This window comes from Pseudomonas medicaginis, from assembly GCF_965119365.1.
Lineage (GTDB): Bacteria > Pseudomonadota > Gammaproteobacteria > Pseudomonadales > Pseudomonadaceae > Aquipseudomonas.
The window spans coordinates 2,353,025-2,379,062 of the sequence record NZ_OZ221631.1 but is presented as its reverse complement, the minus strand read 5'-3'; the positions used below and the strand labels follow the sequence as shown (position 1 = coordinate 2,379,062).

The window sequence follows — 26,038 nt, the reverse complement described above, 5'->3', positions numbered from 1 at the left end:
GCGAGCGAGCTCGCTCCCGCAGGGAACTCCTTCAATTCCGAGGGCTAGCGGGACTTCGGCTTTTTCGTGTCCAGCCGCCGCAGATGGCAGGTCACTTCCTCGCGATCGTGGTACAGCTGCTTGCAACCGATCTCCACCTTGATGCCCCGGGCCTTGAACCCCTCGGCGATGCGTTCGAGTAGGCGCTTCACCTCGGCATAACGCTGTTTCATTGGCAGCTTGAGGTTGACCACGGCCTCGCGGCAATGGCCCTCGCCAATCCATTCTTCCAGCATCGCCGCGTTGCGCGCCGGTTTCTCGACGATGTCGCAGACCATCCAGTCCACCGGCTGCTTGGGCTTGAACGTGAAACCGTCCGCCATCAGGTGCTGCACAAGGCCGGTGTCCATCAGGCTTTCGGCCATCGGACCGTTGTCGATGGCCGTCACCAGCATGCCACGGTTGACCAGTTGCCAGGTCCAGCCGCCCGGCGCGGCGCCGAGGTCCACGCCGGTCATGTCACTGTGCAAGCGCTCGTCCCATTGGTCCCGGGGAATGAAATGGTGCCAGGCTTCTTCAAGCTTGAGTGTGGAGCGGCTCGGTGCCTCCCGGGGAAACTTCAGCCGCGGGATGCCCATCGGCCACATCGCCGAATTATCCGCATCCGCCAGGCCAAGAAAGACTTCACGGCCACTCTTGAAGGTCAGCAGCAGGCGCGGCTTGCGCGGATCGTCCACCAGCTTGCCGGCCCCACCCAATGCCTTGCGCAGCGGCCCCTCGAACTTCTTGCAGAAGTTCGACAGTTCCTTGCCGTCATTGGTGTCGACCACCTCCAGCCACAGGCTGCCGCAGGTCGGGAAAGTGGTCATATGGGCCAGGATGACGCTGATGCGATCGGTTTCCGGCAGTTCAATGAACGTGCCACGGGCCCACTGGCGCGGAAAAATCAGCTCGGCAAAACGCTGCCCGCCCATCAGCCGCTCGGCGCCGTCCTCTTCAGTACAGACAAATTCGGCGCAGGCACTGGCCGGCTTGGCCTTGGCGTAGCCGGCCACGTTGAGCCGGGCCGCGTGTTCGGCGATCTCGGAACAGACCTCGCCCTCGAAGCCGGGCCGGCAGTGCATGAAAAGCGTGTTCATTGAAACTCCGTAGCAAAGCCTGTCACGAAAACCGCCGCATGATAGCGGAGTTCGGAACCGCGAACCTTGCAATAGAGTCCAGTGATTAGTCATACACTCAAAACAGGGCTAGGTTAAAGGCTCTGTCCGTTCCGTCAGTCCGTAGCCGTGCGGACTCAAAGGAGTGATTTCAATGCCGTCCCTCGATAGCCTGAAAACCCTTAAAACACTGCAAGTCGACGCCAAGACCTACCATTACTTCAGCCTGCCGGATGCCGCCCGAAGCCTGGGTGATCTCGACAAGCTGCCCATGTCCTTGAAGGTGCTGCTGGAAAACCTGCTGCGCTGGGAAGATGAAAAAACCGTCACCGGCACCGACCTCAAGGCCCTGGCCGGGTGGCTCAAGGAACGCCGCTCCGACCGCGAAATTCAATACCGCCCCGCCCGGGTGTTGATGCAAGACTTCACCGGCGTCCCCGCCGTCGTCGACCTGGCCGCCATGCGCGCCGCCATGGAAAAGGCCGGCGGCGATCCCCAGCGGATCAACCCCCTGTCACCGGTGGACCTGGTGATCGACCACTCGGTGATGGTGGACAGGTTCGCCACCCGCCAGGCGTTCGAGCAGAACGTCGATATCGAAATGCAACGCAACGGAGAGCGCTACGCCTTCCTGCGCTGGGGCCAGAGCGCCTTCGACAATTTCAGTGTGGTACCGCCGGGCACCGGCATCTGCCACCAGGTCAACCTCGAATACCTGGGCCGCACCGTGTGGACCAAAGAAGAGGACGGCCGCACCTACGCCTTCCCCGACACCCTGGTGGGTACCGACTCCCACACCACCATGATCAACGGCCTCGGCGTACTGGGCTGGGGCGTCGGCGGGATCGAGGCGGAAGCGGCCATGCTCGGTCAACCGGTGTCGATGCTGATTCCCGAGGTCATCGGCTTCAAACTCGTCGGCAAGTTGCGCGAAGGCATCACCGCCACCGACCTGGTGCTGACCGTCACGCAGATGCTGCGCAAGAAAGGTGTGGTGGGCAAGTTCGTCGAGTTCTATGGCGACGGCCTGGCCGACCTGCCCTTGGCCGACCGCGCCACCATCGCCAATATGGCCCCGGAATATGGCGCCACCTGTGGTTTTTTCCCGGTGGACGAGGTGACCCTGGACTACCTGCGCCTGTCCGGGCGTCCGGCAGAAACCGTGAAACTGGTGGAGGCCTATTGCAAGGCCCAGGGCCTGTGGCGCCTGCCCGGACAGGAGCCGGTGTTCACCGACACCCTGGAACTGGACATGGGCAGCGTCGAGGCCAGCCTCGCCGGCCCCAAACGCCCTCAGGACCGGGTCTCGCTGCCAAATGTCGGCCAAGCCTTCAGCGACTTCCTGGGGTTGCAGGTCAAACCCACCAGTAAGGAAGAAGGTCGCCTGGAAAGTGAAGGGGGCGGCGGCGTCGCGGTGGGCAATGCCGACCAGGTGGGCGAAACCGAATACGAGTTCGAAGGCCACACCCATCGCCTGAAAAACGGCGCGGTGGTGATTGCCGCCATTACTTCGTGCACCAACACCTCCAACCCCAGCGTGATGATGGCCGCCGGGCTGCTGGCAAAAAAAGCCGTGGAGAAAGGCCTGACCCGCAAGCCTTGGGTCAAGAGTTCCCTGGCCCCGGGCTCCAAGGTGGTCACCGACTACTACAAGGCGGCTGGCCTGACCGAGTACCTGGATAAGCTTGGTTTCGACCTGGTGGGCTATGGGTGCACCACCTGCATCGGCAACTCCGGACCGTTGCCGGACCCCATCGAAAAAGCCATCCAGAAAGCCGACCTGGCCGTGGCCTCGGTATTGTCGGGTAACCGCAACTTCGAAGGCCGGGTGCATCCGCTGGTGAAGACCAACTGGCTGGCCTCGCCGCCGCTGGTGGTCGCCTATGCCCTGGCCGGCACGGTGCGCATCGACATCAGCAGCGAGCCGCTGGGCAACGACCGGGACGGCAAGCCCGTGTACCTGCGGGACATCTGGCCCAGCAGCCAGGAAGTGGCCGCCGCCGTGGCCCAGGTCAACACCAGCATGTTCCACAAGGAATACGCCGCCGTGTTTGCCGGTGACGAGCAATGGCAGGCGATCGAAGTGCCGCAAGCGGCAACTTATGTCTGGCAGGACGACTCGACCTACATCCAGCACCCGCCGTTCTTCGACGACATCGGCGGCCCGCCACCGGCCGTCAGGAACGTCGAGGGCACCCGCGTGCTGGCCCTGCTGGGAGACTCGGTGACCACCGACCACATTTCCCCGGCCGGCAACATCAAGGCGGACAGCCCGGCCGGCCGCTACCTGCGCGAACAGGGCGTGGAAGCACGGGATTTCAACTCCTACGGCTCCCGACGCGGCAACCACCAGGTGATGATGCGCGGCACCTTTGCCAATATCCGCATTCGCAACGAAATGCTCGACGGCGAAGAAGGCGGCAACACGATCTACATCCCCAGCGGCGAGCGAATGCCGATCTACGATGCCGCCATGCTGTACCAGGCCACGGGCACGCCTCTGGTGGTCATCGCCGGCCAGGAATACGGCACCGGTTCAAGCCGGGACTGGGCGGCCAAGGGCACCAACCTGCTGGGAGTCAAGGCGGTGATCGCCGAAAGCTTCGAACGTATCCATCGTTCCAACCTCGTGGGCATGGGCGTGCTGCCGCTGCAATTCAAGCTCGACCAGAACCGCAAGAGCCTGAAGCTCACGGGCAAGGAAACCCTGGACATCCTCGGGCTGGACGGCGTCGAGTTGACCCCGCGCATGAACCTGCCCCTGGTGATCACCCGCGAGGACGGTCGCCAGGAGCGGATCGAGGTGCTGTGCCGGATCGATACGCTCAATGAAGTGGAATACTTCAAGGCCGGCGGGATCCTGCACTATGTCCTGCGGCAGCTGATTGCCAGCTAAACGCAACCCTTGTGGGAGCGAACCGCTCGCTCCCACAGGACTGTCCCAGGTGAACAGTTCAATCACCGTTTCTGTATAGACCTGCTTATAATCCCCCCCCACTGACGCTCACGGAACGGTGTCAGCCAGCGAAGTGCCCGCGCTGGCCATGAGTCGGCGTGGACACCTTTGTGCTCTTTGCGCGACATGGCAGCGTCGTAGACGCGGCGATCACGTTCGCCCAAAGCGCCACAGTCTAGAAAGGATGTTGTATGCCCGCTCTTCCCTGGCCTTACCTGGCCCTTCTCTCTCTCGGCTATGCCTTGGCCCTGGCCTACGGGCAACTGGCGTGGACGGCCGTCATCACTGTCGCATTGCTGTTGTTCGCCGGTTATGCCGTCCGCCAGCAAACAATGCCGCTCGGTCGGTTTCTCGGGCACATCCTGTTTCTGGTCATGGCCCTGGCGTTGGCGTTGCATTGGATGCCCGGCTTTTTCAACGGGCAGCTGATTCCCCCACAGCGCCTGACCGACGATGCCGCGCGGTTCGCCATGTACCTGAACCAGGACAAGCCCTTGATCGGCTTCTGGCTGCTACTGGCCTGCCCCTGGATCATCGGCCGGCGCTCGTTTCGCCTGTCGGTGTACGCCACGGCCCTTGGCCTGGGCCTGAGCGCGGTCTTGGCCCTGGGTGGGGCACTGCTGTTGAGCATGATCCACTGGGCGCCGAAGTGGCCGGATCACGCCTGGTCATGGGTACTCAATAATCTTTTGTTGGTAACACTGGTGGAGGAAGCGCTGTTTCGTGGCTACATTCAGGGGGGCCTGAGCCGGCGTTTCAAACATTTGGCCCAGGGCGACAACCTGGCGCTGCTCCTGGCCTCGCTGCTGTTCGGCCTGGTGCACGCCGGCGCCGGTTGGCAATGGGTGCTGCTGTCGGGCCTGGCGGGGGTCGGTTACGGCCTGGCGTATCGCTTTGGCGGCCTGGGTGCGGCGATTGCCACGCATTTTCTGCTCAACCTGCTTCATTTCACCCTATTTACCTACCCGATGCTGGCGTGATAGCGACAGGCAAAAATAACTTCAACTAAAACCTGACAACGCCGACAACCTTTCAAAGCCTTGCGGATCTACACACCATGCGTAACAACCAACCCGTCACACAGCGCGAAAGGACCTTCCCGGCCCAGCAACGATTGATTTCCACCACCGACACCAAGGGAGTCATCACCTACTGCAACGACGCGTTCGTTGAAATCAGTGGGTTTTCAAAGGAAGAACTGATTCGTTCGCCGCACAATCTCGTACGCCATCCCGATGTGCCATCCGCCGTGTTCGCGCACATGTGGGAAACGCTCAAACAAGGCTTGCCATGGATGGGCATCGTCAAGAATCGCTGCAAGAGCGGTGACCATTACTGGGTCAACGCCTATGTCACGCCCGTGTTCGAAGGCAATCAGGTGGTTGGCTACGAGTCGGTGCGGGTCAAACCCTCCGCCGAGCAGATCGCCCGCGCCGAAGCGCTGTATCAACGCATCAACCAGGGCAAGTCGGCAGTGCCGGGCAGCGACAAATGGTTGCCGATCCTGCAGGACTGGCTGCCGTTCATCCTGGTCAGCCAACTGGGCTTCGTCGTCGGAGCGTTTCTGAATTCCTCCTGGGGCTTTGCCCTGGCCGCCCTGCTGTCGGTGCCCTTGGGGCTGATGGGCCTGCAATGGCAGCAACGCGGCATCAAGCGCCTGCTGCGCCTGGCCGAACAAACCACCTCCGACCCGCTGATCGCCCGGATGTACACCGACAGCCGCGGCGTCCAGGCACGCCTGGAGATGTCGATCCTCAGCCAGCAAGCGCGCCTGAAAACCTGCCTGACGCGCCTGCAGGACACCGCCGAGCACCTCAACGACCAGGCTCGCCAGTCCAATACGTTGGCCCATGACAGCTCCAGCGGCCTGGAGCGTCAACGGGTGGAAACCGAACAGGTCGCCACGGCCGTCAACCAGATGGCGGCAACGACCCAGGAAGTCGCCAGCCACGTGCAGCGCACCGCCGATGCCACCCAGGAAGCCAATCGCCTGACCAGTCGCGGCCGCGACATCGCCGGGGAAACCCGCGAAGCCATCGAGCGGCTGTCGGTGGTGGTGGGTGAGACCGGCCACACCGTGACCCAACTGGCCAAGGACAGCGATGAGATCGGTGGCGTGGTCGACGTGATCAAAGGCATCGCCGACCAGACCAACCTGCTGGCCCTGAATGCCGCCATCGAAGCGGCCCGTGCCGGTGAAATGGGGCGCGGCTTTGCCGTGGTGGCCGACGAAGTGCGGCAACTGGCACAACGCACCAGCGAATCCACCGGGCAGATCCACGCCCTGATCGCCAAGCTCCAGCAGACCGCCACCAACGCTGTACAGACCATGGACGCCGGCCATCGCCAGGCCGAAGAAGGCGTGGCGCGGGTCATGGAGGCGGACGAGGCGCTGGTGGGCATCAGCGAAGCGGTGGCCCACATCACCGACATGACCACCCAGATCGCCGCCGCCACCGAGGAGCAAAGCTCAGTGGCCGAGGAGATCAGCCGCAACATCAGCAACATCTCGGAACTGGCCGACCAGACCTCTGGCCAAGCCAACAGCTCGGCGTTACTGAGTGAAGAACTGACCCGCACGGCCAATACGCAGTATTCGTTGGTGGAGCGGTTCAACCGCTGATCGTTGCTTGATCAAAAAACCCGGACAGCGAAAGCTTCCGGGTTTTTTGTTGCCTGATAGATCGCTATCGCGAGCACGCTCGCTCCCACAGGGGGGGCGCTCATTCCAATGCAATCCAATGTGGGAGCGAGCGTGCTCGCGAAGAGGCCAGGTAAGGCGCTATCAAGCCTGAAGAAACGGCGCCACCTTTCCCGCAGCAGCCTCCAGATGCTGCTCATGACTAAACCCCGAAGCCTTCAACGGCTTCAAATCGTGATCTCCCGCCACCAACCACAACACCTCGATGTTCGGTGACAAGGTGTAGCCCTGCACCGCCTCCCGATTGCCCAACGCATCGCGCTCGCCCTGGACGATCAAGGTCCGGGTCTTCAACGCCGCCAGATGCTCGACCCGAGGTTTCTCTGGCTTGCCCACCGCGTAGAAGGGATACCCCAGGCACACCAGCGCATCGGCGCCCAACTCATCGGCCAGCAGGCTCGCCATGCGTCCACCCATTGACTTGCCGCCAATGGCCAGCCGCCCAGCGACATAAGGTCGCGCCAACGCGTACACCTCACGCCAGCACTCCAACAGCTTAGGCGCCGGGTTGGGCGGACGTTTACCCCCATCCAGACGCCGCTGGGCCATGTAGGGAAACTCGAAGCGCAACACGTTGACGCCCTGTGCGGCAAGGCGCGCGGCCATTTCCTCCATGAAGCCGCTGTCCATCGGCGCACCGGCACCGTGGGCCAGTATCAGGGTCGGCGGCTCGGCACCCGTGGCCGGTTGCGCAGCCGTCCACAGCCAACCATGTTGTTCCAGGCACCGCGCCCATTGATCCCCGTCAATACTGGCCTTGTGCTGTTTGTCCATGCTTGCCTCGCTTTTAGTCTGCCTATAACTCCAGGCGAAGAACGCCGCACTGCCTTGCGCAGGCGCTCACTTCGGCTGAACCGTGGATGGGGAACCATGAACACTTCTATCAGTACCGCCTACAACTACAAGGTGGTCCGCCAATTCGCCATTATGACGGTGGTGTGGGGCATCGTCGGCATGGGGCTCGGGGTTTTTCTCGCCGCCCAATTGGTCTGGCCACAGCTCAACTTCGATTTGCCCTGGACCAGCTTCGGCCGCCTGCGCCCGCTGCATACCAACGCGGTGATCTTCGCCTTCGGTGGCTGTGCGTTGTTCGCCAGTTCGTTCTATTCGGTGCAGCGCACCTGCCAGACTCAGTTGTTTGCGCCGAAAATCGCCGCCTTCTGCTTCTGGGGCTGGCAACTGGTGATCCTGCTGGCGGCCATCAGCCTGCCGCTGGGCTACACCAGTTCCAAGGAGTACGCCGAGCTGGAATGGCCGATCGACATCCTGATCACCATCGTCTGGGTCGCCTACGCCATCGTGTTCTTCGGCACCGTGGCCAAGCGCAACACCAAGCACATCTACGTGGGTAACTGGTTCTTCGGCGGGTTCATCCTGACCGTGGCGATCCTGCACATCGTCAACAACCTGGAACTGCCGGTGAGCCTCACCAAGTCCTACTCGGTATACGCCGGGGCCACGGACGCGATGGTGCAATGGTGGTACGGCCACAACGCCGTGGGCTTCTTCCTCACCGCAGGCTTCCTGGGGATGATGTACTACTTCGTGCCGAAGCAGGCCGAGCGTCCGGTGTATTCCTATCGCTTGTCCATCGTGCACTTCTGGGCGCTGATCACCCTGTACATCTGGGCCGGCCCTCACCACTTGCACTACACCGCGCTGCCAGACTGGGCCCAGTCCCTGGGCATGGTGATGTCGCTGATCCTGCTGGCGCCAAGCTGGGGCGGCATGATCAACGGCATGATGACCCTGTCGGGTGCCTGGCATAAGTTGCGCAGCGACCCGATCCTGCGCTTTTTGGTGGTGTCCCTGGCGTTCTACGGCATGTCGACCTTCGAAGGTCCGATGATGGCGATCAAGACCGTCAACGCCCTCTCCCACTACACCGACTGGACCATCGGCCACGTACACGCCGGCGCCCTCGGCTGGGTGGCGATGATCTCCATCGGTGCGCTGTATCACATGATTCCGAAAGTCTTCGGCCGGCCACAGATGCACAGCATCGGCCTGATCAACGCGCACTTCTGGCTCGCGACCATCGGCACCGTGCTGTACATCGCCTCCATGTGGGTCAACGGCATCGCCCAGGGCCTGATGTGGCGCGCGGTGAACGAGGACGGCACGCTGACCTACTCCTTCGTCGAAACCCTTGTGGCCAGCCACCCGGGCTTCGTTGTGCGGCTGGCGGGCGGGGCGATCTTCCTCCTCGGCATGCTGCTGATGGCCTACAACACCTGGCGCACCGTGCGGGCCTACCAGCCTGCCGAAGCCGCCGCTGCCGCGCAGATGGCCTGAGGAGTCCACCATGAAACACGAAACAATCGAAAAAAACGTCGGCCTGCTGATGCTGTTGATGGTCCTGGCCGTGAGCATTGGCGGCCTGACCCAAATCGTGCCGCTGTTCTTCCAGGACGTGACCAACAAACCGGTGGACGGCATGAAACCCTACACCGCCCTGCAACTGGAAGGCCGCGACATCTACATCCGTGAAGGCTGCGTGGGCTGTCACTCGCAGATGATCCGTCCGTTCCGCGCCGAGACCGAGCGCTACGGCCACTACTCCGTCGCCGGCGAGAGCGTCTGGGACCATCCGTTCCTGTGGGGTTCCAAGCGCACCGGGCCGGACCTGGCTCGGGTCGGCGCGCGCTACTCCGATGACTGGCACCGTGCCCACTTGTACAACCCGCGCAACGTCGTACCTGAGTCAAAAATGCCCGCCTACCCATGGCTGGTAGCCCAGGCAGTGGACAGCAGCCACACCGAAGGCAAGCTGCGCGCCATGCGCACCCTCGGCGTGCCGTACACCGACGACGACATCGCCGGCAGCGTGGCCTCGCTCAAGGGCAAGACCGAAATGGACGCACTGGTGGCCTACCTGCAAGTACTCGGCACTGCCATCAAGAGCAAGAGGTGAGCCATGGTTCTTGAAATGAGCACTGGAATGATCCGCGGCCTGGGCACCGTCGTGGTGTTCATCGCCTTCATCGGGCTGACCCTGTGGGTATTCAGCAGCAAACGTCGCCCAGAGTTCGCCGAAGCGCGCCTGCTGCCGTTCGCCGACGAGCCATCTGCCGACATCGCCACCCCCCAAGACCCTGCAACAAGGAGTACCCGGCCATGACCACCTTCTGGAGTACGTGGATCTGCGTACTGACCATCGGCAGCCTCATCGGCCTGACATGGCTGCTGATCGGCACCCGCAAGGGCGAGACCAAGGGCAGCGTCGACCAGACCATGGGCCACAGCTTCGACGGCATCGAGGAGTACGACAACCCGCTGCCGCAGTGGTGGTTCCTGTTGTTTGCCGGCACCCTGGTGTTTTCCGTCGGCTACCTGGTCCTCTATCCGGGCCTGGGCAACTGGAAAGGCATCCTGCCAGGCTACGAGAACGGCTGGACCGGCGCCCATGAATGGGAAAAGGAAATGGCCAGGGCCGACGCCAAGTTCGGGCCGATCTTCGCCAAATTCGCCGCCATGCCCGTGGAAGAAGTGGCCAAGGACCCACAGGCCTTGAAGATGGGTGGTCGCCTGTTCGCCTCCAACTGCTCGGTCTGCCACGGCTCGGACGCCAAGGGTGCCTTCGGCTTCCCGAACCTGGCCGACAGCAACTGGCGCTGGGGCGGCGCTGCCGACACCATCAAGGCCACCATCATGGGCGGCCGCATGGCGGCGATGCCAGCCTGGGGTGAAGTGCTAGGAGAGGCCGGGGTCAAGAACGTGGCCGCGTACGTACGCCACGGCTTGGCCGGCCTGCCTCTGCCGGCGGACAGCGGTGCCGATCTGCAAGCCGGCCAGCAGGCCTTCAACACCACCTGCGTCGCCTGCCACGGCGCCACCGGCCAGGGCACCGAAGCCATGGGCGCGCCGAACCTGACGCAACCGGCCGGCTTCATCTACGGCACCAGCCTGACACAGTTGCAACAGACCATTCGCCACGGTCGCCAGGGCCACATGCCGGCGCAGAACGAGTTGCTGGGCAATGACAAGGTGCAACTGCTCGCGGCCTACGTCTACAGCCTGTCCCAGGGTGCCGGCACCGAGCGTCTGCAAGCGGAACACAAAAGCGAATAAATCCTGACACACGAACAGCCGCATTCATCTGGATGCGGCCGCTTCGTGCCCCTGCGCGACGCATTGTCGCACCCTCCTATCGCCTTCCTTTCGGTTCACAGGAATCGGGTCTAAGCTTGCCTTTGCGTGCGCTGGCGACTGCCGGTTTCAGGTCGACCCGACCCGATGCGTTCGACAATCGTTCGACAAAAAGGCCGCAAAGGCAGGTGAATACCGGCTGTTGCGACAGTTGCCTGGCATCACCCGAACGCCGTGTTCGAACACACCCCGTTACAACCGACCCGAGCCCCTCGCCTCTTTCCTTCGTTGCGACATTTTGCCGAGGGCCAATTTTGTCCCTACTCACCACATGGAAAGGCCGCAGAATCAGCTTTGGAAAGCATTGACCCAGGTCATGGCGCGTTGCAATGACCCCCCGCTTTCTCCATACTTGCGACCGATTTTTATCCTAATAAAACACCCAAACCGTGGAACCTTAGAATGAGCACAGCAATCAGTCCGACTGCTTATAACTATAAGGTAGTCCGCCAGTTCGCCATCATGACGGTGGTCTGGGGGATCCTTGGCATGGGGCTCGGTGTCTTCATCGCCTCGCAACTGGTCTGGCCGGAGTTGAACTTCGATCTGCCATGGACGACATTTGGACGCCTGCGCCCGCTGCACACCAACCTGGTGATCTTCGCCTTCGGTGGTTGTGCGTTGTTTGCCACTTCTTACTACGTCGTGCAGCGAACCTGCCAAACGCGACTGATCTCCGACAGCCTCGCCGCCTTCACCTTCTGGGGCTGGCAAGCGGTCATCGTCGGTGCGATCGTGACCTTGCCAATGGGTTTCACCACCACCAAGGAATACGCGGAACTGGAATGGCCCCTGGCTATCCTGCTGGCCATCGTCTGGGTGACCTACGGTCTGGTGTTTTTCGGCACCATCGTCAAGCGCAAGACCAAGCATATCTACGTCGGTAACTGGTTCTACGGTGCCTTCATCGTCGTGACCGCCATGCTGCACATCGTCAACCACGCCTCCCTGCCGGTCAGCTTCTTCAAGTCGTATTCGGCCTACTCGGGCGCGACCGACGCGATGATCCAGTGGTGGTACGGCCACAACGCCGTGGGTTTCTTCCTGACCACTGGCTTCCTGGGGATGATGTACTACTTCGTGCCCAAGCAGGCCGAGCGTCCGATCTACTCCTATCGCCTGTCCATCGTCCACTTCTGGGCACTGATCACCCTGTACATCTGGGCCGGTCCTCACCACCTGCACTACACCGCACTGCCGGACTGGGCCCAGTCCCTGGGCATGGCGATGTCGATCATCCTGCTGGCGCCAAGCTGGGGCGGCATGATCAACGGCATGATGACCCTCTCGGGCGCCTGGCATAAACTGCGCACCGACCCGATCCTGCGCTTTTTGGTGGTCTCCCTGGCGTTCTACGGCATGTCGACCTTCGAAGGCCCGATGATGGCCATCAAGACCGTCAACTCCCTGAGCCACTACACCGACTGGACCATCGGCCACGTACACGCCGGTGCGCTCGGCTGGGTCGCGATGATTTCCATCGGCGCCATCTACCACATGATCCCGAAACTGTTCGGTCGTGCGCAGATGCACAGCACCGGCCTGATCAACGCGCACTTCTGGCTCGCGACCATCGGCACCGTGCTCTACATCGCCTCGATGTGGGTCAACGGCATCACCCAGGGCCTGATGTGGCGTGCAATCAACGACGACGGCACCCTGACCTACTCGTTCGTCGAAGCCCTGCAAGCCAGCCACCCGGGCTATATCGTTCGAGCCCTGGGCGGCGCGTTCTTCGCCAGCGGCATGCTGTTCATGGCCTACAACGTGTACCGCACCGTTCGTGCCTCTGACCCGGCTGAAGCTGAAGCCGCCGCCAAGATCGCCGTAGTTGGAGCTCACTGATGAAGCACGAAGCAGTAGAGAAGAATATCGGCCTGCTGGCCTTCTTCATGGTCATTGCCGTGAGTATCGGCGGCCTGACCCAGATCGTTCCGCTGTTCTTCCAGGACGTCACCAACAAGCCGGTCGAAGGCATGAAGCCGCGCACCGCCCTTGAACTGGAAGGCCGGGACATCTACATCGCCAACGGCTGTGTAGGCTGCCACTCGCAGATGATTCGTCCGTTCCGCGCCGAGACCGAACGCTATGGCCACTACTCGGTTGCCGGTGAAAGCGTCTGGGACCACCCGTTCCTGTGGGGCTCCAAGCGTACCGGGCCGGACCTGGCCCGCGTTGGCGGCCGCTACTCCGACGACTGGCAACGTGCGCACTTGTACAACCCGCGCAACGTGGTGCCTGAATCGAAAATGCCGGCCTACCCGTTCCTCGTAGAAAACAAGCTCGACGGCAAAGACACCGCCAAGAAAATGGAAGTCCTGCGCGCCTTGGGCGTGCCTTACACCGACGAAGACATCGCCGGTGCCAAGGATGCCGTCAAGGGCAAGACTGAAATGGACGCGCTGGTGGCCTATCTGCAAGGCCTGGGCACCATCATCAAAAGCAAACGGTGATCTGGATGGATATCGGGATGATTCGTGGCCTGGGCACCGTCGTCGTGATGGTGGCCTTTATCGGCCTGGCCCTGTGGGTGTTCAGCCCCAAGCGCAAGTCGGAGTTTGACGACGCCACCTTGCTGCCGTTCGCGGATGATCCCGAAGCCATCAAGCACGTCGAGCAAGCTTCTAGGAGTAACAAAGAATGACTACGTTCTGGAGTCTGTACGTCACAGTCCTCAGCCTGGGAACGATCTTCGCCCTGACCTGGCTGCTGCTGTCGACCCGCAAGGGCCAGCGCAGCGAAGCCACCGAAGAGACGGTTGGCCACTCCTTCGACGGGATCGAGGAGTACGACAACCCACTGCCGAAGTGGTGGTTCATGCTGTTCGTGGGCACCATCGTGTTCGCCCTCGGCTACCTGGTGCTCTACCCGGGCCTGGGCAACTGGAAAGGCCTGCTGCCAGGCTATAACTACCTGGACAACGAAAAGCAGACCGCCTTCGCCAACGGCCAGACCGGCTGGACAGGCGTTCACGAGTGGGAAAAGGAAATGGCTCGTTCGGACGCCAAGTTCGGTCCGATCTTCGCCAAGTTCGCCTCCATGCCGATCGAAGAAGTCGCCAAGGATCCGCAAGCCCTGAAGATGGGTGGCCGCCTGTTTGCCTCCAACTGCTCGGTCTGCCACGGCTCCGACGCCAAGGGTGCCTATGGCTTCCCCAACCTGACCGACGCCGACTGGCGCTGGGGCGGCGAGCCGGAAACCATCAAGACCACCATCATGGGCGGCCGTCACGCCGTGATGCCGGGCTGGGCTGCGGTGGTTGGCGAACAAGGCGTGGCCGACGTGGCCTCCTACCTGGTGACCAGCCTGCACGGTCGCAAACTGCCGGAAGGTGCCAAGGCCGATCCGGCCAACGGCCAGAAACTGTTCGCGGCCAACTGTGTGGCCTGCCACGGTCCTGCCGGCAAGGGCACGCCCGCCATGGGCGCACCTGACCTGACGCATCCGGCCGGTTTCATCTACGGTTCGAGCTTCGCTCAACTGCAGCAGACCATCCGCTACGGTCGCCAGGGCCAGATGCCGGCCCAGGCCGACCTGCAAGGTAATGACAAGGTCCACCTGCTGGCGGCCTATGTCTACAGCCTGTCCCACGGCGAAAAGGCTCCGGCCACTGACGCCCAGTAAGGCTTACGCCTGAAACACGAAAGGCCCCGTCAATTCACATTGACGGGGCCTTTTTCATGGCCGGCCCGATAGAAGGCAGCCCTCTGCATTGCCCTCAACCCGCCCAGGTAGTAACGTACCTACATTAAATCCAGCAAGGGCACGCTCATGTCCATCACCACCATGTCCAGCCGCGAATTCAACCACGACACAAGTGGTGCCAAAAAAGCCACCCGCGAAGGGCCGGTCATCATCACCGATCGTGGCAAGCCGGCCCATGTGCTGCTAAGCATTGAGGAGTACCAGAAACTGACCGGCATCGGCGCCAGCATTGCCGAGCTGCTGGTCATGCCCGATGCGCCGGATATCGACTTCGACACCGAGCGCGCCGTCATCACTCCACGATCGGTAGACCTGTCCTGATGTATCTGCTCGACACCAACGTCATTTCGGAATTGCGCAAACCCCAGGCCGATAAAAACGTACAGGCCTGGGCCCGTAGCGTGGCCCCTCCCAGCCTGTATGTCTCGGCGATTACCGTGTTGGAACTGGAAACCGGTGTATTGCGCTTCGAACGCAAGGATCCGAACCAAGGCAGCCGCCTGCGTGCCTGGCTGGACGACCACGTCCTGCCCGCCTTTGCCGGCAGGATCCTGCCTGTCGACCGTGCCGTCGCATTGCGTTGCGCGCGCCTGCATGTGCCTGATCGCAGCAACGAATGCGATGCGCTGATTGCCGCCACGGCACTGATCCATGGCCTGACCGTGGTCACACGCAACATCGCGGACTTCGAGGCCAGCGGCGTCGCGCTGCTCAACCCGTGGGACGCCTGACACTGCGGCTGCGGCTGCCCGGGCCGGCTTCCCGCTTCGTCGAGACAAACACTACCAATGCAATCGCGACCCACCCTGGCGGCGCCAGAAGAGACTTCATTGGCGTCTTCCGCTACGGCTGGACGGCTATACTCGACAAGTCAATTGATCTGGGTCATGACTTGTTACATCCGCTACACCATTCGACCCTTGCGCCCAACGCGACCAAAGGTCGCACCCTTGAGCTAGAGCGACAGGCGTATCATTGCGCCACTGCAACACCCCTTTGTGACCGTGGTCGGCACGTACTGGCCTTGGCACGTTTCCACTGCCGTGGGATGCATTTTGATGAGCAATCAGATTCCGGTACATGACGTTACCCCGCCTGCCAAGGACGCGAACAAAAGCGTCGACCTGTACGCCTCTCGGGAAAAGATCTACACCCGCGCTTTCACCGGCCTGTTTCGTAACCTGCGGATGTTGGGCGGTGCATTCCTGTTCCTGCTGTATTTCGGTACGGTCTGGTTGAACTGGGGCGGTCATCAGGCCGTCTGGTGGAACCTGCCGGAACGCAAGTTCTTCATTTTCGGTGCGACTTTCTGGCCCCAGGATTTCATCCTGCTGTCCGGGATGCTGATCATTGCCGCGTTTGGCCTGTTCTTCATCACGGTTTATGCCGGACGGGTGTGGTGCGGCTACACCTGCCCACAAAGCGTGTGGACCTGGATCTTCATGTGGTGCGAAAAAGTCACCGAAGGCGACCGCAACCAGCGCATCAAGCTCGACAAGGCCCCCATGGGCGCCAACAAATTCCTGCGCAAGTTCGCCAAGCACAGCCTGTGGCTGCTGATCGGTTTCGTCACCGGCGTGACCTTTGTCGGTTACTTCACGCCGATCCGCGAACTGGTGTTCGAGTTCTTTACCGGCCAGGCCGATGGCTGGTCGTATTTCTGGATCGGCTTCTTCACGCTCGCCACCTACGGCAACGCCGGCTGGCTGCGTGAACAGGTGTGCATCTATATGTGCCCTTACGCGCGCTTCCAGAGCGTGATGTTCGACAAGGACACCTTGATCGTGTCCTACGACCCGCGTCGTGGCGAAAGCCGTGGCCCGCGCAAGAAAGGCGTGGACTACAAGGCCTTGGGCCTAGGCGACTGCATCGACTGCACCATGTGCGTCCAGGTCTGCCCTACCGGCATCGACATCCGCGACGGCCTGCAGATCGAGTGCATCGGCTGCGCGGCCTGTATCGATGCCTGCGACAACATCATGGACAAGATGGATTATCCCCGCGGCCTGATCAGCTACACCACCGAACACAACCTCTCGGGGCAGAAAACCCATAAACTGCGCCCGCGCCTGATCGGTTACGCCTTGGTACTGCTGGCGATGATCAGTCTGTTGGCGGCAGCATTCTTCATGCGCTCGCTGGTGGGTTTCGACGTCAGCAAGGACCGCGTGCTCTACCGCGAAAACGCCGAAGGCCGGATAGAGAACGTCTACAGCCTGAAGATCATGAACAAAGACCAACGCGACCATACGTACGTCCTGGAAGCCGCCGGCCTGCCCGATCTCAAGCTGCAAGGCCGTCGGGAAATCAAGGTCGCGGCCGGCGAGATCTACAGCCAGCCGGTGGAACTGTCCAGCGCACCGGAACAACTGCCGTCGAGCACCAACGAGGTGACCTTCATCCTCAAGGATGCCGATGACGAAAGCGTACATGTCGAAGCCAAGAGCCGGTTCATCGGCCCACAAACTCGTTGAGAGAACTGAACATGCCTGCAGCAACCGCCACCAGCCCTTGGTACAAGCACCTCTGGCCGTGGATCATCATCGCGATCCTGACCTGTTCGGTGACACTGAGCCTGACGATGGTGACCATTGCGGTGAAGAACCCGGACAACCTGGTCAACGACAATTATTACGAAGCCGGCAAGGGCATCAACCGCTCGCTGGAGCGCGAGTTGCTGGCCCAGACCCTGCAACTGCACGCCAACGTGCAACTGGATGACGTCACCGGCGAGGTGAACCTGCGCCTGAACGGCGACAGCCGTCCCCAGACCCTGGAACTGAGCCTGATCTCGCCGACCCAACCGGAAAAGGACCGCAAGATCGTCCTGACCCGCAACGACAGCGAGCCGGGGCGCTACGTCGGCCAGTTGACGGACAAGATCGAAGGCCGGCGCTTTGTCGAATTGCTGGGGGTGGAAAACGACAAGACCTGGCGCCTGTTCGAAGAAGAGCAGATCAACCACGACCAGGCCATCCTGCTCGGCGATGAACCGCTGCAAGGCGCTGAAGACCTGAAAAGGTGACCTCTGCGCGTCGCGCTTCGCGAACAGGCTCGCTCCCACAGTTGATCGATGTTGATCATCCTTGTGGGGGCGAGCCTGCTCGCGATGAGGCCCTCCCCGACGATACGGATCCAGCGGTACCAATGAGCCCCAAATGAACACGCCCGTCCCCTGCTACCACTGCGCCCTGCCCGTTCCCCCTGGCAGTCGCTTCACCGCCGTTGTCCTCGGTGAAACCCGCGAGCTGTGCTGCCCGGGCTGCCAGGCGGTGGCCGAGGCCATTGTCGCCGGTGGCCTGGAGAGTTATTACCAGCATCGCAGTGAAGCATCGGCCAATCCCGAGACCCTGCCCGTCCAGTTGACCGATGAACTGGCGCTGTACGATCGCCCTGACGTACAGCAGTCGTTCGTCCGTCATGAAGGCGAACTGGCCGAAACCACCCTGTTGATGGAAGGCATCAGTTGCGCCGCCTGCGGCTGGTTGATCGAAAAACAGCTGCGCAGCCTGCCGGCCGTGGCCGAGGCGCGGCTGAACCTGTCCAACCATCGCCTGCATGTGCGCTGGGCCGACGCCCGGTTGCCGCTGAGCACGTTGCTCGCCGAGTTGCGCCAGATCGGTTACGTCGCCCACCCGTACCAGGCCGACCAGGCCTGCGAACAGCTCGCCGCACAGAACCGCCTGGCCCTGCGCCAATTGGGCGTGGCCGGCCTGTTGTGGTTCCAGGCGATGATGGCGACCATGGCCACCTGGCCGGAATTCAACATCGACCTAAGCCCCGAGATGCACACCATCCTGCGCTGGGTCGCCCTTTTTCTCACCACGCCCATCGTCTTCTATAGCTGTTCGCCGTTCTTCAAAGGCGCCATGCGCGACCTGCGCACCCGTCACCTGACCATGGACGTTTCGGTGTCCCTGGCCATTGGCGGCGCCTACATTGCCGGCATCTGGACGTCGATCACCGGGGTTGGCGAGTTGTACTTCGATGCCGTGGGCATGTTTGCCCTGTTCCTGTTGGCCGGCCGCTACCTGGAGCGCCGGGCCCGGGAGCGCACGGCGGCCGCCACCGCCCAACTGGTCAATCTGTTGCCGGCTTCGTGCCTGCGCCTGGCGGATGACGGCCAGAGTGAACGCATCCTGCTTAGCGAATTGCGTACCGGTGACCGGGTGCTGGTGCATCCCGGGGCGGTCCTGCCGGCCGATGGCAGGATCCTGGATGGCCAGTCCAGTATCGACGAATCCCTGCTGACCGGTGAATACCTGCCACAACCTCGCCAGGTGGGCGACGCGGTCACCGCCGGCACGCTGAACGTCGAAGGGGCCTTGACGGTCGAGGTGCTGGCCCTCGGGCAAGACACCCGATTGTCGGCCATCGTGCGGCTGCTGGAGCGGGCCCAGGCCGAGAAGCCACGGCTGGCGGAAATCGCCGACCGCGCCGCCCAATGGTTCTTGCTGTTCTCCTTGATCGCCGCTGCCGTCATCGGGCTGGTGTGGTGGCAACTGGACGCTTCGCGCGCGTTCTGGATCGTCCTGGCGATGCTGGTCGCCACCTGCCCCTGCGCATTGTCCCTCGCCACGCCGACCGCCCTCACCGCCGCTACCGGCACCTTGCACAAGCTCGGTCTGCTGCTGACGCGCGGTCATGTGCTGGAAGGCCTGAACCAGATCGACACGGTCATTTTCGACAAGACCGGCACCCTCACCGAAGGCCGCCTGGCGTTGCGCGCCATCCGGCCATTGGCGGCCCTCGACAGTGATCAATGCCTGGGCTTGGCCGCCGCCCTGGAAAACCGCTCCGAACACCCTATCGCCCGTGCCTTCGGCCGCGCGCCATTGGCCGCCGAGCAGGTGCAAAGCACCCCGGGGCTGGGGCTGGAAGGCTTGGTGACCGAACAGCGCCTGCGCATCGGCCAACCCGGTTTTGTCTGCGAACTGAGTGGCGCCGCCGTACCGCAAATGCCGGACGAACCCGGGCAATGGCTGTTGCTGGGCGATGAGATCGGGCCCCTGGCCTGGTTCGTCCTCGATGACCGCTTGCGCGCCGACGCCCCGGCCCTGCTGGCTGCCTGCAAGGCGCGAGGCTGGCGAACGCTGCTGCTGTCGGGCGACAGCTCACCGATGGTTGCCAGCGTCGCCGCCGAGCTGGGCATCGACGAGGCTCGGGGCGGCCTGCGTCCGGACGACAAACTGGCGGTGTTGCAGCAGTTGCACCAACAGGGCCGCAAGGTGCTGATGCTCGGCGACGGCGTGAACGACGTGCCCGTGCTGGCGGCGGCGGACATCAGTGTCGCCATGGGCTCGGCCACCGACCTGGCCAAGACCAGCGCCGACGCGGTGCTGCTGTCCAACCGCCTCGAGGCCCTGATCCACGCCTTCAGCCTGGCCCGACGCACCCGCCGGGTAATCGTCGAGAACCTGGTGTGGGCAGGGCTGTACAATGGCCTCATGTTGCCGTTCGCCGCCCTCGGCTGGATTACACCGGTGTGGGCGGCGGTCGGCATGTCCATCAGTTCGTTGACCGTGGTGTTGAATGCCCTGAGGCTGACCCGCCAACCGAAGGCGCAGGTTTTCGCCACCACGCCCGATACCCGCCCGCTGCCGGCCTGAGCCGCGCGGGCATGGAGTTCCGACATGCCAGCTCTCTACGTGATGATCCCGGCCGCGCTGCTGATCGTGGCCATCGCCGTGTACATTTTCTTCTGGGCGGTGGACAGCGGCCAGTACGACGACCTAGACGGCCCGGCCCACAGCATTCTGTTCGACGATCAGGACCCGAACCACAAGGCGGCGGTGGACGAAGCCAGTGGCGAGGCCCGCAAGCCGGAAGACGAGACCCCGCCCCATGCTTGACCTGGCGCCATTGCTGGTTTCGGCCGTCATCCTCGGCCTGCTGGGCGGCGGTCACTGCCTGGGCATGTGCGGCGGCCTGATGGGCGCCCTGACCCTGGCGATTCCCAAGGAACAACGCAGCCGCCGCTTTCGGTTGCTGCTGGCGTACAACCTGGGGCGAATCCTGAGCTACGCCACCGCTGGGCTGCTGATCGGCCTGGCCGGGTGGGCCGTGTCCAACAGCCCGGCGGCGATGATCATGCGGGTGCTGGCCGGCTTGCTGTTGATTGCCATGGGCCTGTACCTGGCGGGTTGGTGGAGCGGCCTGACCCGCATCGAAAGCGTGGGGCGTGGCTTGTGGCGGCACATCCAGCCCGTCGCCAACCGCTTGCTGCCGGTGTCGAGCCTGCCCCGGGCCTTGCTGCTCGGCGCCCTGTGGGGCTGGCTGCCGTGCGGGTTGGTCTACAGCACCCTGCTATGGTCCGCCAGCCAGGGCAATGCCGTGGACAGCGCCCTGCTGATGCTCGCGTTCGGCCTGGGCACCTGGCCGGTGCTGCTCGCCACCGGCCTGGCCGCCGAACGCGTCACCGCCCTGCTGCGCAAACGCAGCGTGCGCATGGCCGGTGGCTTGTTGGTGATTATTTTCGGGGTATGGACACTGCCGGGGCCGCATCAACATTGGCTCATGGGGCATTGACCAAGTCGCCCCCAATCGCGAGCAAGCTCGCTCCCACACGGAATCCTGGCGCAAGTCTCCTGTGGGAGCGAGCTTGCTCGCGATGAGGCCAGCTTCGACAACTCCCAATGCCCCTTGACGCAAATCAAAACGGCCACTCCCACGCGCCCCTAGACTCGCTCCATGCCAGTCTATCCGGGGAATGCCCGCATGCTCGACACCATTTGTTGGGACTCAAATCTCATCCGCCGTTACGACCTGGCGGGACCACGCTACACCTCATACCCCACTGCGGCGCAGTTCGGCGGCCAGGTGGGCACCTTCGACCTGCTCCACGCCCTGCGTGACAGCCGCAAGGCCCGGCGGCCTTTGTCGCTGTATGTGCACGTGCCATTCTGCGCGAACATTTGCTACTACTGCGCCTGCAACAAGGTCATCACCAAGGACCGTGGCCGCGCCCACGCCTATCTGCAGCGCCTGGAACAGGAAATCCAACTGATCGGCTGCCATCTGGACCCCACCCAGCGCGTGGAACAGCTGCACTTTGGCGGCGGCACCCCAACGTTCCTCAGCCACGATGAGTTGCGCCAACTGATGGCCTCGTTGCGCAAGCACCTGAACCTGCTGGACGATGATTCTGGTGACTACGGCATCGAAATCGATCCCCGGGAGGCCGACTGGTCGACCATGGGCCTGTTGCGTGAGCTGGGGTTCAATCGGGTCAGCATCGGCCTGCAGGACCTTGACCCGGCGGTGCAGCGTGCCGTCAATCGCCTGCAAAGCCTGGAAGAAACCCGGGCCGTGGTCGAAGCCGCCCGGACCTTGCAGTTCCGCTCGATCAACATCGACCTGATCTACGGGCTGCCCAAGCAGACCCCGGACAATTTCGCCCGCACCGTCGAGGAAGTCATCCACCTGCAACCGGACCGGCTCTCGGTGTTCAACTACGCCCACTTGCCGGAACGCTTCATGCCCCAGCGGCGCATCAACAGCCAGGACTTGCCGAACCCGGAGCAGAAACTGACGATGCTGCAAGGCACCCTCGAACAACTGACCGCCGCCGGCTACCGCTACGTCGGCATGGACCACTTCGCCCTGCCCGACGACGAGCTGGCAATCGCCCAGGAAGAGGCCACGTTGCAGCGCAACTTCCAGGGCTACACCACCCATGGCCATTGCGACCTGATCGGCCTCGGCGTGTCAGCCATCAGCCAGATCGGCGACCTGTACTGCCAGAACAGCAGTGACCTGAACCAATACCAGAACACCCTCGCCGACGGGCAACTGGCAACCAGTCGCGGGCTGATCTGCAATGCCGACGATCGGTTGCGTCGTGCGGTGATCCAGCAATTGATCTGTCATTTCCACCTGGCCTTCGCTGACATCGAGCAACGTTTCAATGTCGATTTCCGAAGTTACTTCGCACCGCTGTGGCCGCAGCTACAGGCGATGGCCGAGGATGGACTGATCGAATTGGACGACGACCACATCCAGGTATTGCCGGTGGGCCGCCTGCTGGTGCGATCCGTGTGCATGGTGTTCGACGTTTACTTGGAGCGACACAATCGCCAACGCTTTTCCCGAGTCATTTGAGCGCGACAATTTGACGAAGCAGCCGCACTGGCCGGAGTGACTGAGCTGGGGTACCCTTACGCCTTATGTGTGATTTCCCACAAGGATTTAAGAAATGTCCGAGCCAGTCAAACTGCGCGCCCACAACCAGGCCCATTGCAAGGATTGCAGCCTGGCCCCCCTCTGCCTTCCACTTTCGTTGAATCTGGAGGACATGGACGCGCTGGACGACATCGTCAAGCGGGGCCGCCCGTTGAAAAAAGGTGAATTCCTGTTTCGCCAGGGCGACGCGTTCGACTCCGTCTATGCCGTGCGCTCGGGCGCCTTGAAAACCTTCAACTTGAGCGACGGTGGTGAAGAACAGCTCACCGGCTTCCACCTGCCCAGCGAACTGGTGGGCCTGTCGGGCATGGACACCGAGACCCACCCGGTCTCGGCCCAGGCGCTGGAAACCACCTCGGTGTGCGAAATTCCCTTCGATCGCCTGGACGAGCTGGCCATACAGCTGCCGCAACTGCGCCGCCAGTTGATGCGGGTCATGAGCCGGGAAATCCGTGACGATCAGCAAATGATGCTGCTGCTTTCGAAAAAAACCGCCGACGAGCGTATCGCCACCTTCCTGGTCAACCTCTCGGCACGCTTCCGCGCCCGCGGGTTCTCGGCCAACCAGTTCCGCCTGAGCATGTCGCGCAACGAAATCGGCAATTACCTGGGCCTGGCGGTGGAAACCGTGTCCCGGGTCTTCACCCGCTTCCAGCAGAACGAGTTGATTGCCGCCGAAGGCAAGGAAATCCACATCCTCGACCCGATCCAACTCTGTGCCCTGGCCGGCGGCTCGATCGAAGGCTGATGGCCGCGCGCGGCTGAGGGATGTTCCCAGCCGCGCTATACTGCCGCGTTTGCAGCTCAGCCAGGACACCTCCACGATGGTCTTTGACTCCTTCGATATCAAATCCCTGATCCGCCCCGTGATCGACTTCCCCAAGCCCGGCGTGATCTTTCGCGACATTACCCCCCTGTTCCAATCCCCGACCGCCCTGCGACTGGTCATGGACAGTTTCGCCCACCGGTATGTCGAGGCCGACTTCACTCATATCGGCGCGATGGATGCGCGGGGTTTCCTGATCGGCTCGATCCTGGCCTATCAGTTGAACAAGCCGCTGATCCTGTTTCGCAAGCAAGGCAAGCTGCCGGCCGACGTGCTGGCCGAGGGTTACCAGACCGAATACGGCGAAGCCTTCCTTGAAGTGCATGCCGACAGCTTGTGCGAGGGGGATTCGGTGGTGATGTTCGATGACCTGATCGCCACCGGCGGCACGCTGATCGCCGCTGCCAACCTGATCCGCCGCATGGGCGCCAAGGTCCATGAAGCGGCGGCGATCATTGACTTGCCGGAACTGCTCGGCTCCCAGCGCCTGGAAGACATGGGGATTCCCACGTTCTGCCTGACGCAGTTCTCCCTGAGCGAAAAATAATGGGCAGGCAACAATCGAATCTGTGGGAGCGAGCTTGCTCGCGATGGCGGCTTATCAGTTGCATGGATGTCGACTGATCCACCGCTATCGCGAGCAAGCTCGCTCCCACAGGGTATGGGGTAGCTGTTACAAGGCGATCGGCTTGCGCCCCGCAAACGAATGCGCCAGCGTCCCACCGTCCACCAGCTCAAGCTCCCCGCCCAGGGGCACGCCGTGGGCGATGCGGGAGGAGATCAAGCCTTTGTTGTTGAGCAGTTGGGCGATGTAATGGGCGGTGGCTTCGCCCTCGACAGTCGGGTTCGTGGCGAGGATGACTTCCGTGAACGTGCCCGCCTCTTCGATCCGCGCGATCAACTGTGGAATGCCGATGGCTTCCGGCCCCAAGCCGTCGAGCGGAGACAAATGGCCCTTGAGCACGAAATAACGCCCACGGAAACCGGTCTGCTCCACCGCATACACATCCATCGGTCCCTCCACCACGCAAAGCAGGCTGTCGTCCCGACGCGGATCGGCACATTGCGGGCAGAGATCGTCTTCGGTGAGGGTGCGGCACAAACGGCAATGCCCTACGCCTTCCATGGCCTGACTCAGGGCCTGGGCCAGGCGCGAACCGCCGCTGCGATCACGCTCGAGCAATTGCAACGCCATGCGCTGGGCAGTTTTCTGACCTACACCCGGCAACGTTCGCAGGGCATCGATCAGTTGGCGAATCAAAGGGCTGAAGCTCATGGAGGAAATGTCCGACATAACAACGAGACGCGGTTTATACCCGCGCCTCCGATTAGCGTCAAATACTCAATCCTGCGCGACCCGCACCACCAACTTGCCGAAGTTGCGCCCTTCCAACAGGCCGATAAACGCCTGTGGTGCATTTTCCAGGCCGTCAACCACATCCTCGCGGAACTTGACCTTGCCATCGCGCACCCAAGGGGCCATGGCACTGATGAACTCCGGCTGACGATCACCGTAGTCGTCAAACACGATAAACCCTTGGATTCGCACACGCTTGGTCAACAAGGTGCGCTGCAGTGTCGGCAAGCGGTCCGGGCCGCTCGGTGCCTGATGATCGTTGTAGGACGCGATCAGGCCACAGAGCGGAATCCGCGCCTTGGCGTTGAGCAACGGCACGACGGCATCGAAGACCTTGCCACCGACGTTTTCGTAATAGATGTCGATGCCCTTGTCACACGCCCGCGCCAGTTCCTCGGCAAAATTCGCGCTCTTGTGATCGACACAGGCATCAAAGCCCAACTCGTCGACTACGTACTTGCATTTCTCGCTGCCGCCTGCGACGCCGACCACACGCAGCCCCTTGATCTTCGCCACCTGGCCGACCACCGAACCCACCGCCCCCGATGCGGCCGCGACCACCAGGGTTTCCCCGGCCTTGGGCTGGCCAATGTCCATCAGCCCCATGTAGGCGGTCATGCCCGGCATGCCCAATACCCCCAAGGCCATCGACGGGCTGGGCAGCCCGGAGGGGATGGGCATCACGTTGCGCCCGTCGCTGATGCTGTGGCTCTGCCACCCCGTGGCCCCCACCACCAGATCACCTGCCTGGAATTTTGGGTGCCGCGAACGCTCCACGCGACTGACCGCCCCGCCCGTCATCACCTCGTCGAGTTGCACCGGCGCCGCGTAGGAAGGCGCATCGCTCATTCGCCCACGCATGTAGGGATCCAGTGACAGGAACAGGGTCTTGAGCAGGATCTGTCCGTCCGCCAGGTCAGGTAGCGTCACCTGCTCAAGACGGAAATTCTCCGCGGTGGGAGCGCCCTTGGGGCGGGACGCCAGGACAATGCGCTGGTTGGAGGTCGATGCGTGTGACATGGAAGCG

25 protein-coding genes are annotated in these 26,038 nt (G+C 62.5%); 21 read left to right on the top strand and 4 right to left on the bottom strand.

The window, feature by feature from the left end; translation table 11 throughout:
* Positions 1-44 precede the first annotated feature (44 nt).
* Positions 45-1,118: a 23S rRNA (cytidine(2498)-2'-O)-methyltransferase RlmM gene (gene rlmM, locus ACMTA2_RS10470; protein ID WP_413794780.1), complete on the bottom strand. Its 1,074-nt coding sequence runs from the start codon at positions 1,116-1,118 to the stop codon at positions 45-47.
* Positions 1,119-1,290: 172 nt separating this feature from the next.
* Between rlmM and acnA the strand changes: the two genes are divergently transcribed.
* From acnA to ACMTA2_RS10455, 3 genes are all read left to right on the top strand, one after another.
* Positions 1,291-4,032: an aconitate hydratase AcnA gene (gene acnA, locus ACMTA2_RS10465; protein ID WP_413794779.1), complete on the top strand. Its 2,742-nt coding sequence runs from the start codon at positions 1,291-1,293 to the stop codon at positions 4,030-4,032.
* Positions 4,033-4,283: 251 nt separating this feature from the next.
* Positions 4,284-5,072, top strand: a complete 789-nt coding sequence (locus ACMTA2_RS10460; RefSeq protein ID WP_413794778.1) for a CPBP family intramembrane glutamic endopeptidase — start codon at positions 4,284-4,286, stop codon at positions 5,070-5,072.
* A gap of 77 nt (positions 5,073-5,149) precedes the next feature.
* A complete protein-coding gene (locus ACMTA2_RS10455; RefSeq protein WP_413794777.1) occupies positions 5,150-6,715 on the top strand; it encodes a methyl-accepting chemotaxis protein in 1,566 nt (521 codons plus the stop codon).
* A 162-nt stretch (positions 6,716-6,877) separates the two neighbouring features.
* Here the strand turns inward: ACMTA2_RS10455 and ACMTA2_RS10450 are convergent, their stop codons facing one another.
* Positions 6,878-7,567, bottom strand: a complete 690-nt coding sequence (locus ACMTA2_RS10450) for an alpha/beta family hydrolase (protein WP_413794776.1) — start codon at positions 7,565-7,567, stop codon at positions 6,878-6,880.
* 96 nt (positions 7,568-7,663) lie between these two features.
* Between ACMTA2_RS10450 and ccoN (ACMTA2_RS10445) the strand changes: the two genes are divergently transcribed.
* The 18 genes from ccoN (ACMTA2_RS10445) (at position 7,664) to ACMTA2_RS10360 (ending at position 24,201) form a co-directional block, all read left to right on the top strand.
* Positions 7,664-9,088, top strand: coding sequence for a cytochrome-c oxidase, cbb3-type subunit I (ccoN, locus tag ACMTA2_RS10445; RefSeq protein WP_339476824.1), 1,425 nt, complete (start codon positions 7,664-7,666; stop codon positions 9,086-9,088).
* Positions 9,089-9,098: 10 nt separating this feature from the next.
* Entirely contained in the window at positions 9,099-9,707 is a 609-nt protein-coding gene (gene ccoO, locus ACMTA2_RS10440) for a cytochrome-c oxidase, cbb3-type subunit II (RefSeq protein ID WP_053120686.1), read from the top strand.
* Positions 9,708-9,710: 3 nt separating this feature from the next.
* Positions 9,711-9,914 carry a cbb3-type cytochrome oxidase subunit 3 gene (locus ACMTA2_RS10435; protein WP_413794775.1) on the top strand — a complete coding sequence of 68 codons (204 nt, stop codon included), beginning with the start codon at positions 9,711-9,713 and terminating at the stop codon, positions 9,912-9,914.
* The gene (gene ccoP / locus ACMTA2_RS10430; protein WP_413794774.1) at positions 9,911-10,864 is read left to right on the top strand and encodes a cytochrome-c oxidase, cbb3-type subunit III; all 954 of its coding nucleotides are present in this window, start codon (positions 9,911-9,913) and stop codon (positions 10,862-10,864) included. Before ACMTA2_RS10435 ends, ccoP (ACMTA2_RS10430) begins: the two co-directional genes overlap by 4 nt.
* Positions 10,865-11,344: 480 nt before the next feature.
* Entirely contained in the window at positions 11,345-12,787 is a 1,443-nt protein-coding gene (gene ccoN / locus ACMTA2_RS10425; RefSeq protein ID WP_413794773.1) for a cytochrome-c oxidase, cbb3-type subunit I, read from the top strand.
* The gene (gene ccoO, locus ACMTA2_RS10420; protein WP_053120680.1) at positions 12,787-13,395 is read left to right on the top strand and encodes a cytochrome-c oxidase, cbb3-type subunit II; all 609 of its coding nucleotides are present in this window, start codon (positions 12,787-12,789) and stop codon (positions 13,393-13,395) included. The genes ccoN (ACMTA2_RS10425) and ccoO (ACMTA2_RS10420) overlap by 1 nt, the downstream gene beginning before the upstream one ends.
* Before the next feature lie 5 nt (positions 13,396-13,400).
* Entirely contained in the window at positions 13,401-13,586 is a 186-nt protein-coding gene (locus ACMTA2_RS10415) for a CcoQ/FixQ family Cbb3-type cytochrome c oxidase assembly chaperone (protein ID WP_003183474.1), read from the top strand.
* Positions 13,583-14,566 (top strand): cytochrome-c oxidase, cbb3-type subunit III, encoded by a 984-nt coding sequence (gene ccoP, locus ACMTA2_RS10410; protein WP_413794772.1) that lies wholly within the window; start codon positions 13,583-13,585, stop codon positions 14,564-14,566. The genes ACMTA2_RS10415 and ccoP (ACMTA2_RS10410) overlap by 4 nt, the downstream gene beginning before the upstream one ends.
* Before the next feature lie 147 nt (positions 14,567-14,713).
* On the top strand, positions 14,714-14,968 hold the full coding sequence (locus ACMTA2_RS10405; protein WP_413794771.1) for a type II toxin-antitoxin system Phd/YefM family antitoxin: 255 nt from the start codon (positions 14,714-14,716) through the stop codon (positions 14,966-14,968).
* The gene (locus ACMTA2_RS10400) at positions 14,968-15,378 is read left to right on the top strand and encodes a type II toxin-antitoxin system VapC family toxin (RefSeq protein ID WP_413794770.1); all 411 of its coding nucleotides are present in this window, start codon (positions 14,968-14,970) and stop codon (positions 15,376-15,378) included. Before ACMTA2_RS10405 ends, ACMTA2_RS10400 begins: the two co-directional genes overlap by 1 nt.
* Before the next feature lie 327 nt (positions 15,379-15,705).
* Entirely contained in the window at positions 15,706-17,121 is a 1,416-nt protein-coding gene (gene ccoG, locus ACMTA2_RS10395) for a cytochrome c oxidase accessory protein CcoG (RefSeq protein ID WP_413794769.1), read from the top strand.
* A gap of 11 nt (positions 17,122-17,132) precedes the next feature.
* The gene (locus tag ACMTA2_RS10390) at positions 17,133-17,672 is read left to right on the top strand and encodes a FixH family protein (protein WP_413794768.1); all 540 of its coding nucleotides are present in this window, start codon (positions 17,133-17,135) and stop codon (positions 17,670-17,672) included.
* Between the two features lie 133 nt (positions 17,673-17,805).
* Positions 17,806-20,256, top strand: a complete 2,451-nt coding sequence (locus tag ACMTA2_RS10385) for a heavy metal translocating P-type ATPase (protein WP_413794767.1) — start codon at positions 17,806-17,808, stop codon at positions 20,254-20,256.
* Positions 20,257-20,280: 24 nt separating this feature from the next.
* Positions 20,281-20,499: a cbb3-type cytochrome oxidase assembly protein CcoS gene (ccoS, locus tag ACMTA2_RS10380; protein ID WP_413794766.1), complete on the top strand. Its 219-nt coding sequence runs from the start codon at positions 20,281-20,283 to the stop codon at positions 20,497-20,499.
* Positions 20,492-21,175 carry a sulfite exporter TauE/SafE family protein gene (locus tag ACMTA2_RS10375; RefSeq protein ID WP_413794765.1) on the top strand — a complete coding sequence of 228 codons (684 nt, stop codon included), beginning with the start codon at positions 20,492-20,494 and terminating at the stop codon, positions 21,173-21,175. The genes ccoS and ACMTA2_RS10375 overlap by 8 nt, the downstream gene beginning before the upstream one ends.
* A gap of 189 nt (positions 21,176-21,364) precedes the next feature.
* On the top strand, positions 21,365-22,747 hold the full coding sequence (gene hemN / locus ACMTA2_RS10370) for an oxygen-independent coproporphyrinogen III oxidase (RefSeq protein ID WP_413794764.1): 1,383 nt from the start codon (positions 21,365-21,367) through the stop codon (positions 22,745-22,747).
* 94 nt (positions 22,748-22,841) lie between these two features.
* Positions 22,842-23,576, top strand: coding sequence for a fumarate/nitrate reduction transcriptional regulator Fnr (gene fnr / locus ACMTA2_RS10365; RefSeq protein ID WP_413794763.1), 735 nt, complete (start codon positions 22,842-22,844; stop codon positions 23,574-23,576).
* A 76-nt stretch (positions 23,577-23,652) separates the two neighbouring features.
* Positions 23,653-24,201, top strand: a complete 549-nt coding sequence (locus tag ACMTA2_RS10360) for an adenine phosphoribosyltransferase (RefSeq protein WP_046065271.1) — start codon at positions 23,653-23,655, stop codon at positions 24,199-24,201.
* 126 nt (positions 24,202-24,327) lie between these two features.
* Here ACMTA2_RS10360 and recR read toward each other — a convergent pair whose 3' ends face one another.
* Complete coding sequence (recR, locus tag ACMTA2_RS10355) at positions 24,328-24,930, bottom strand: recombination mediator RecR (protein WP_413794762.1); 603 nt, start codon at positions 24,928-24,930, stop codon at positions 24,328-24,330.
* Between the two features lie 66 nt (positions 24,931-24,996).
* Positions 24,997-26,031, bottom strand: a complete 1,035-nt coding sequence (locus tag ACMTA2_RS10350; RefSeq protein ID WP_413794761.1) for an NADP-dependent oxidoreductase — start codon at positions 26,029-26,031, stop codon at positions 24,997-24,999.
* Positions 26,032-26,038 lie beyond the last annotated feature (7 nt).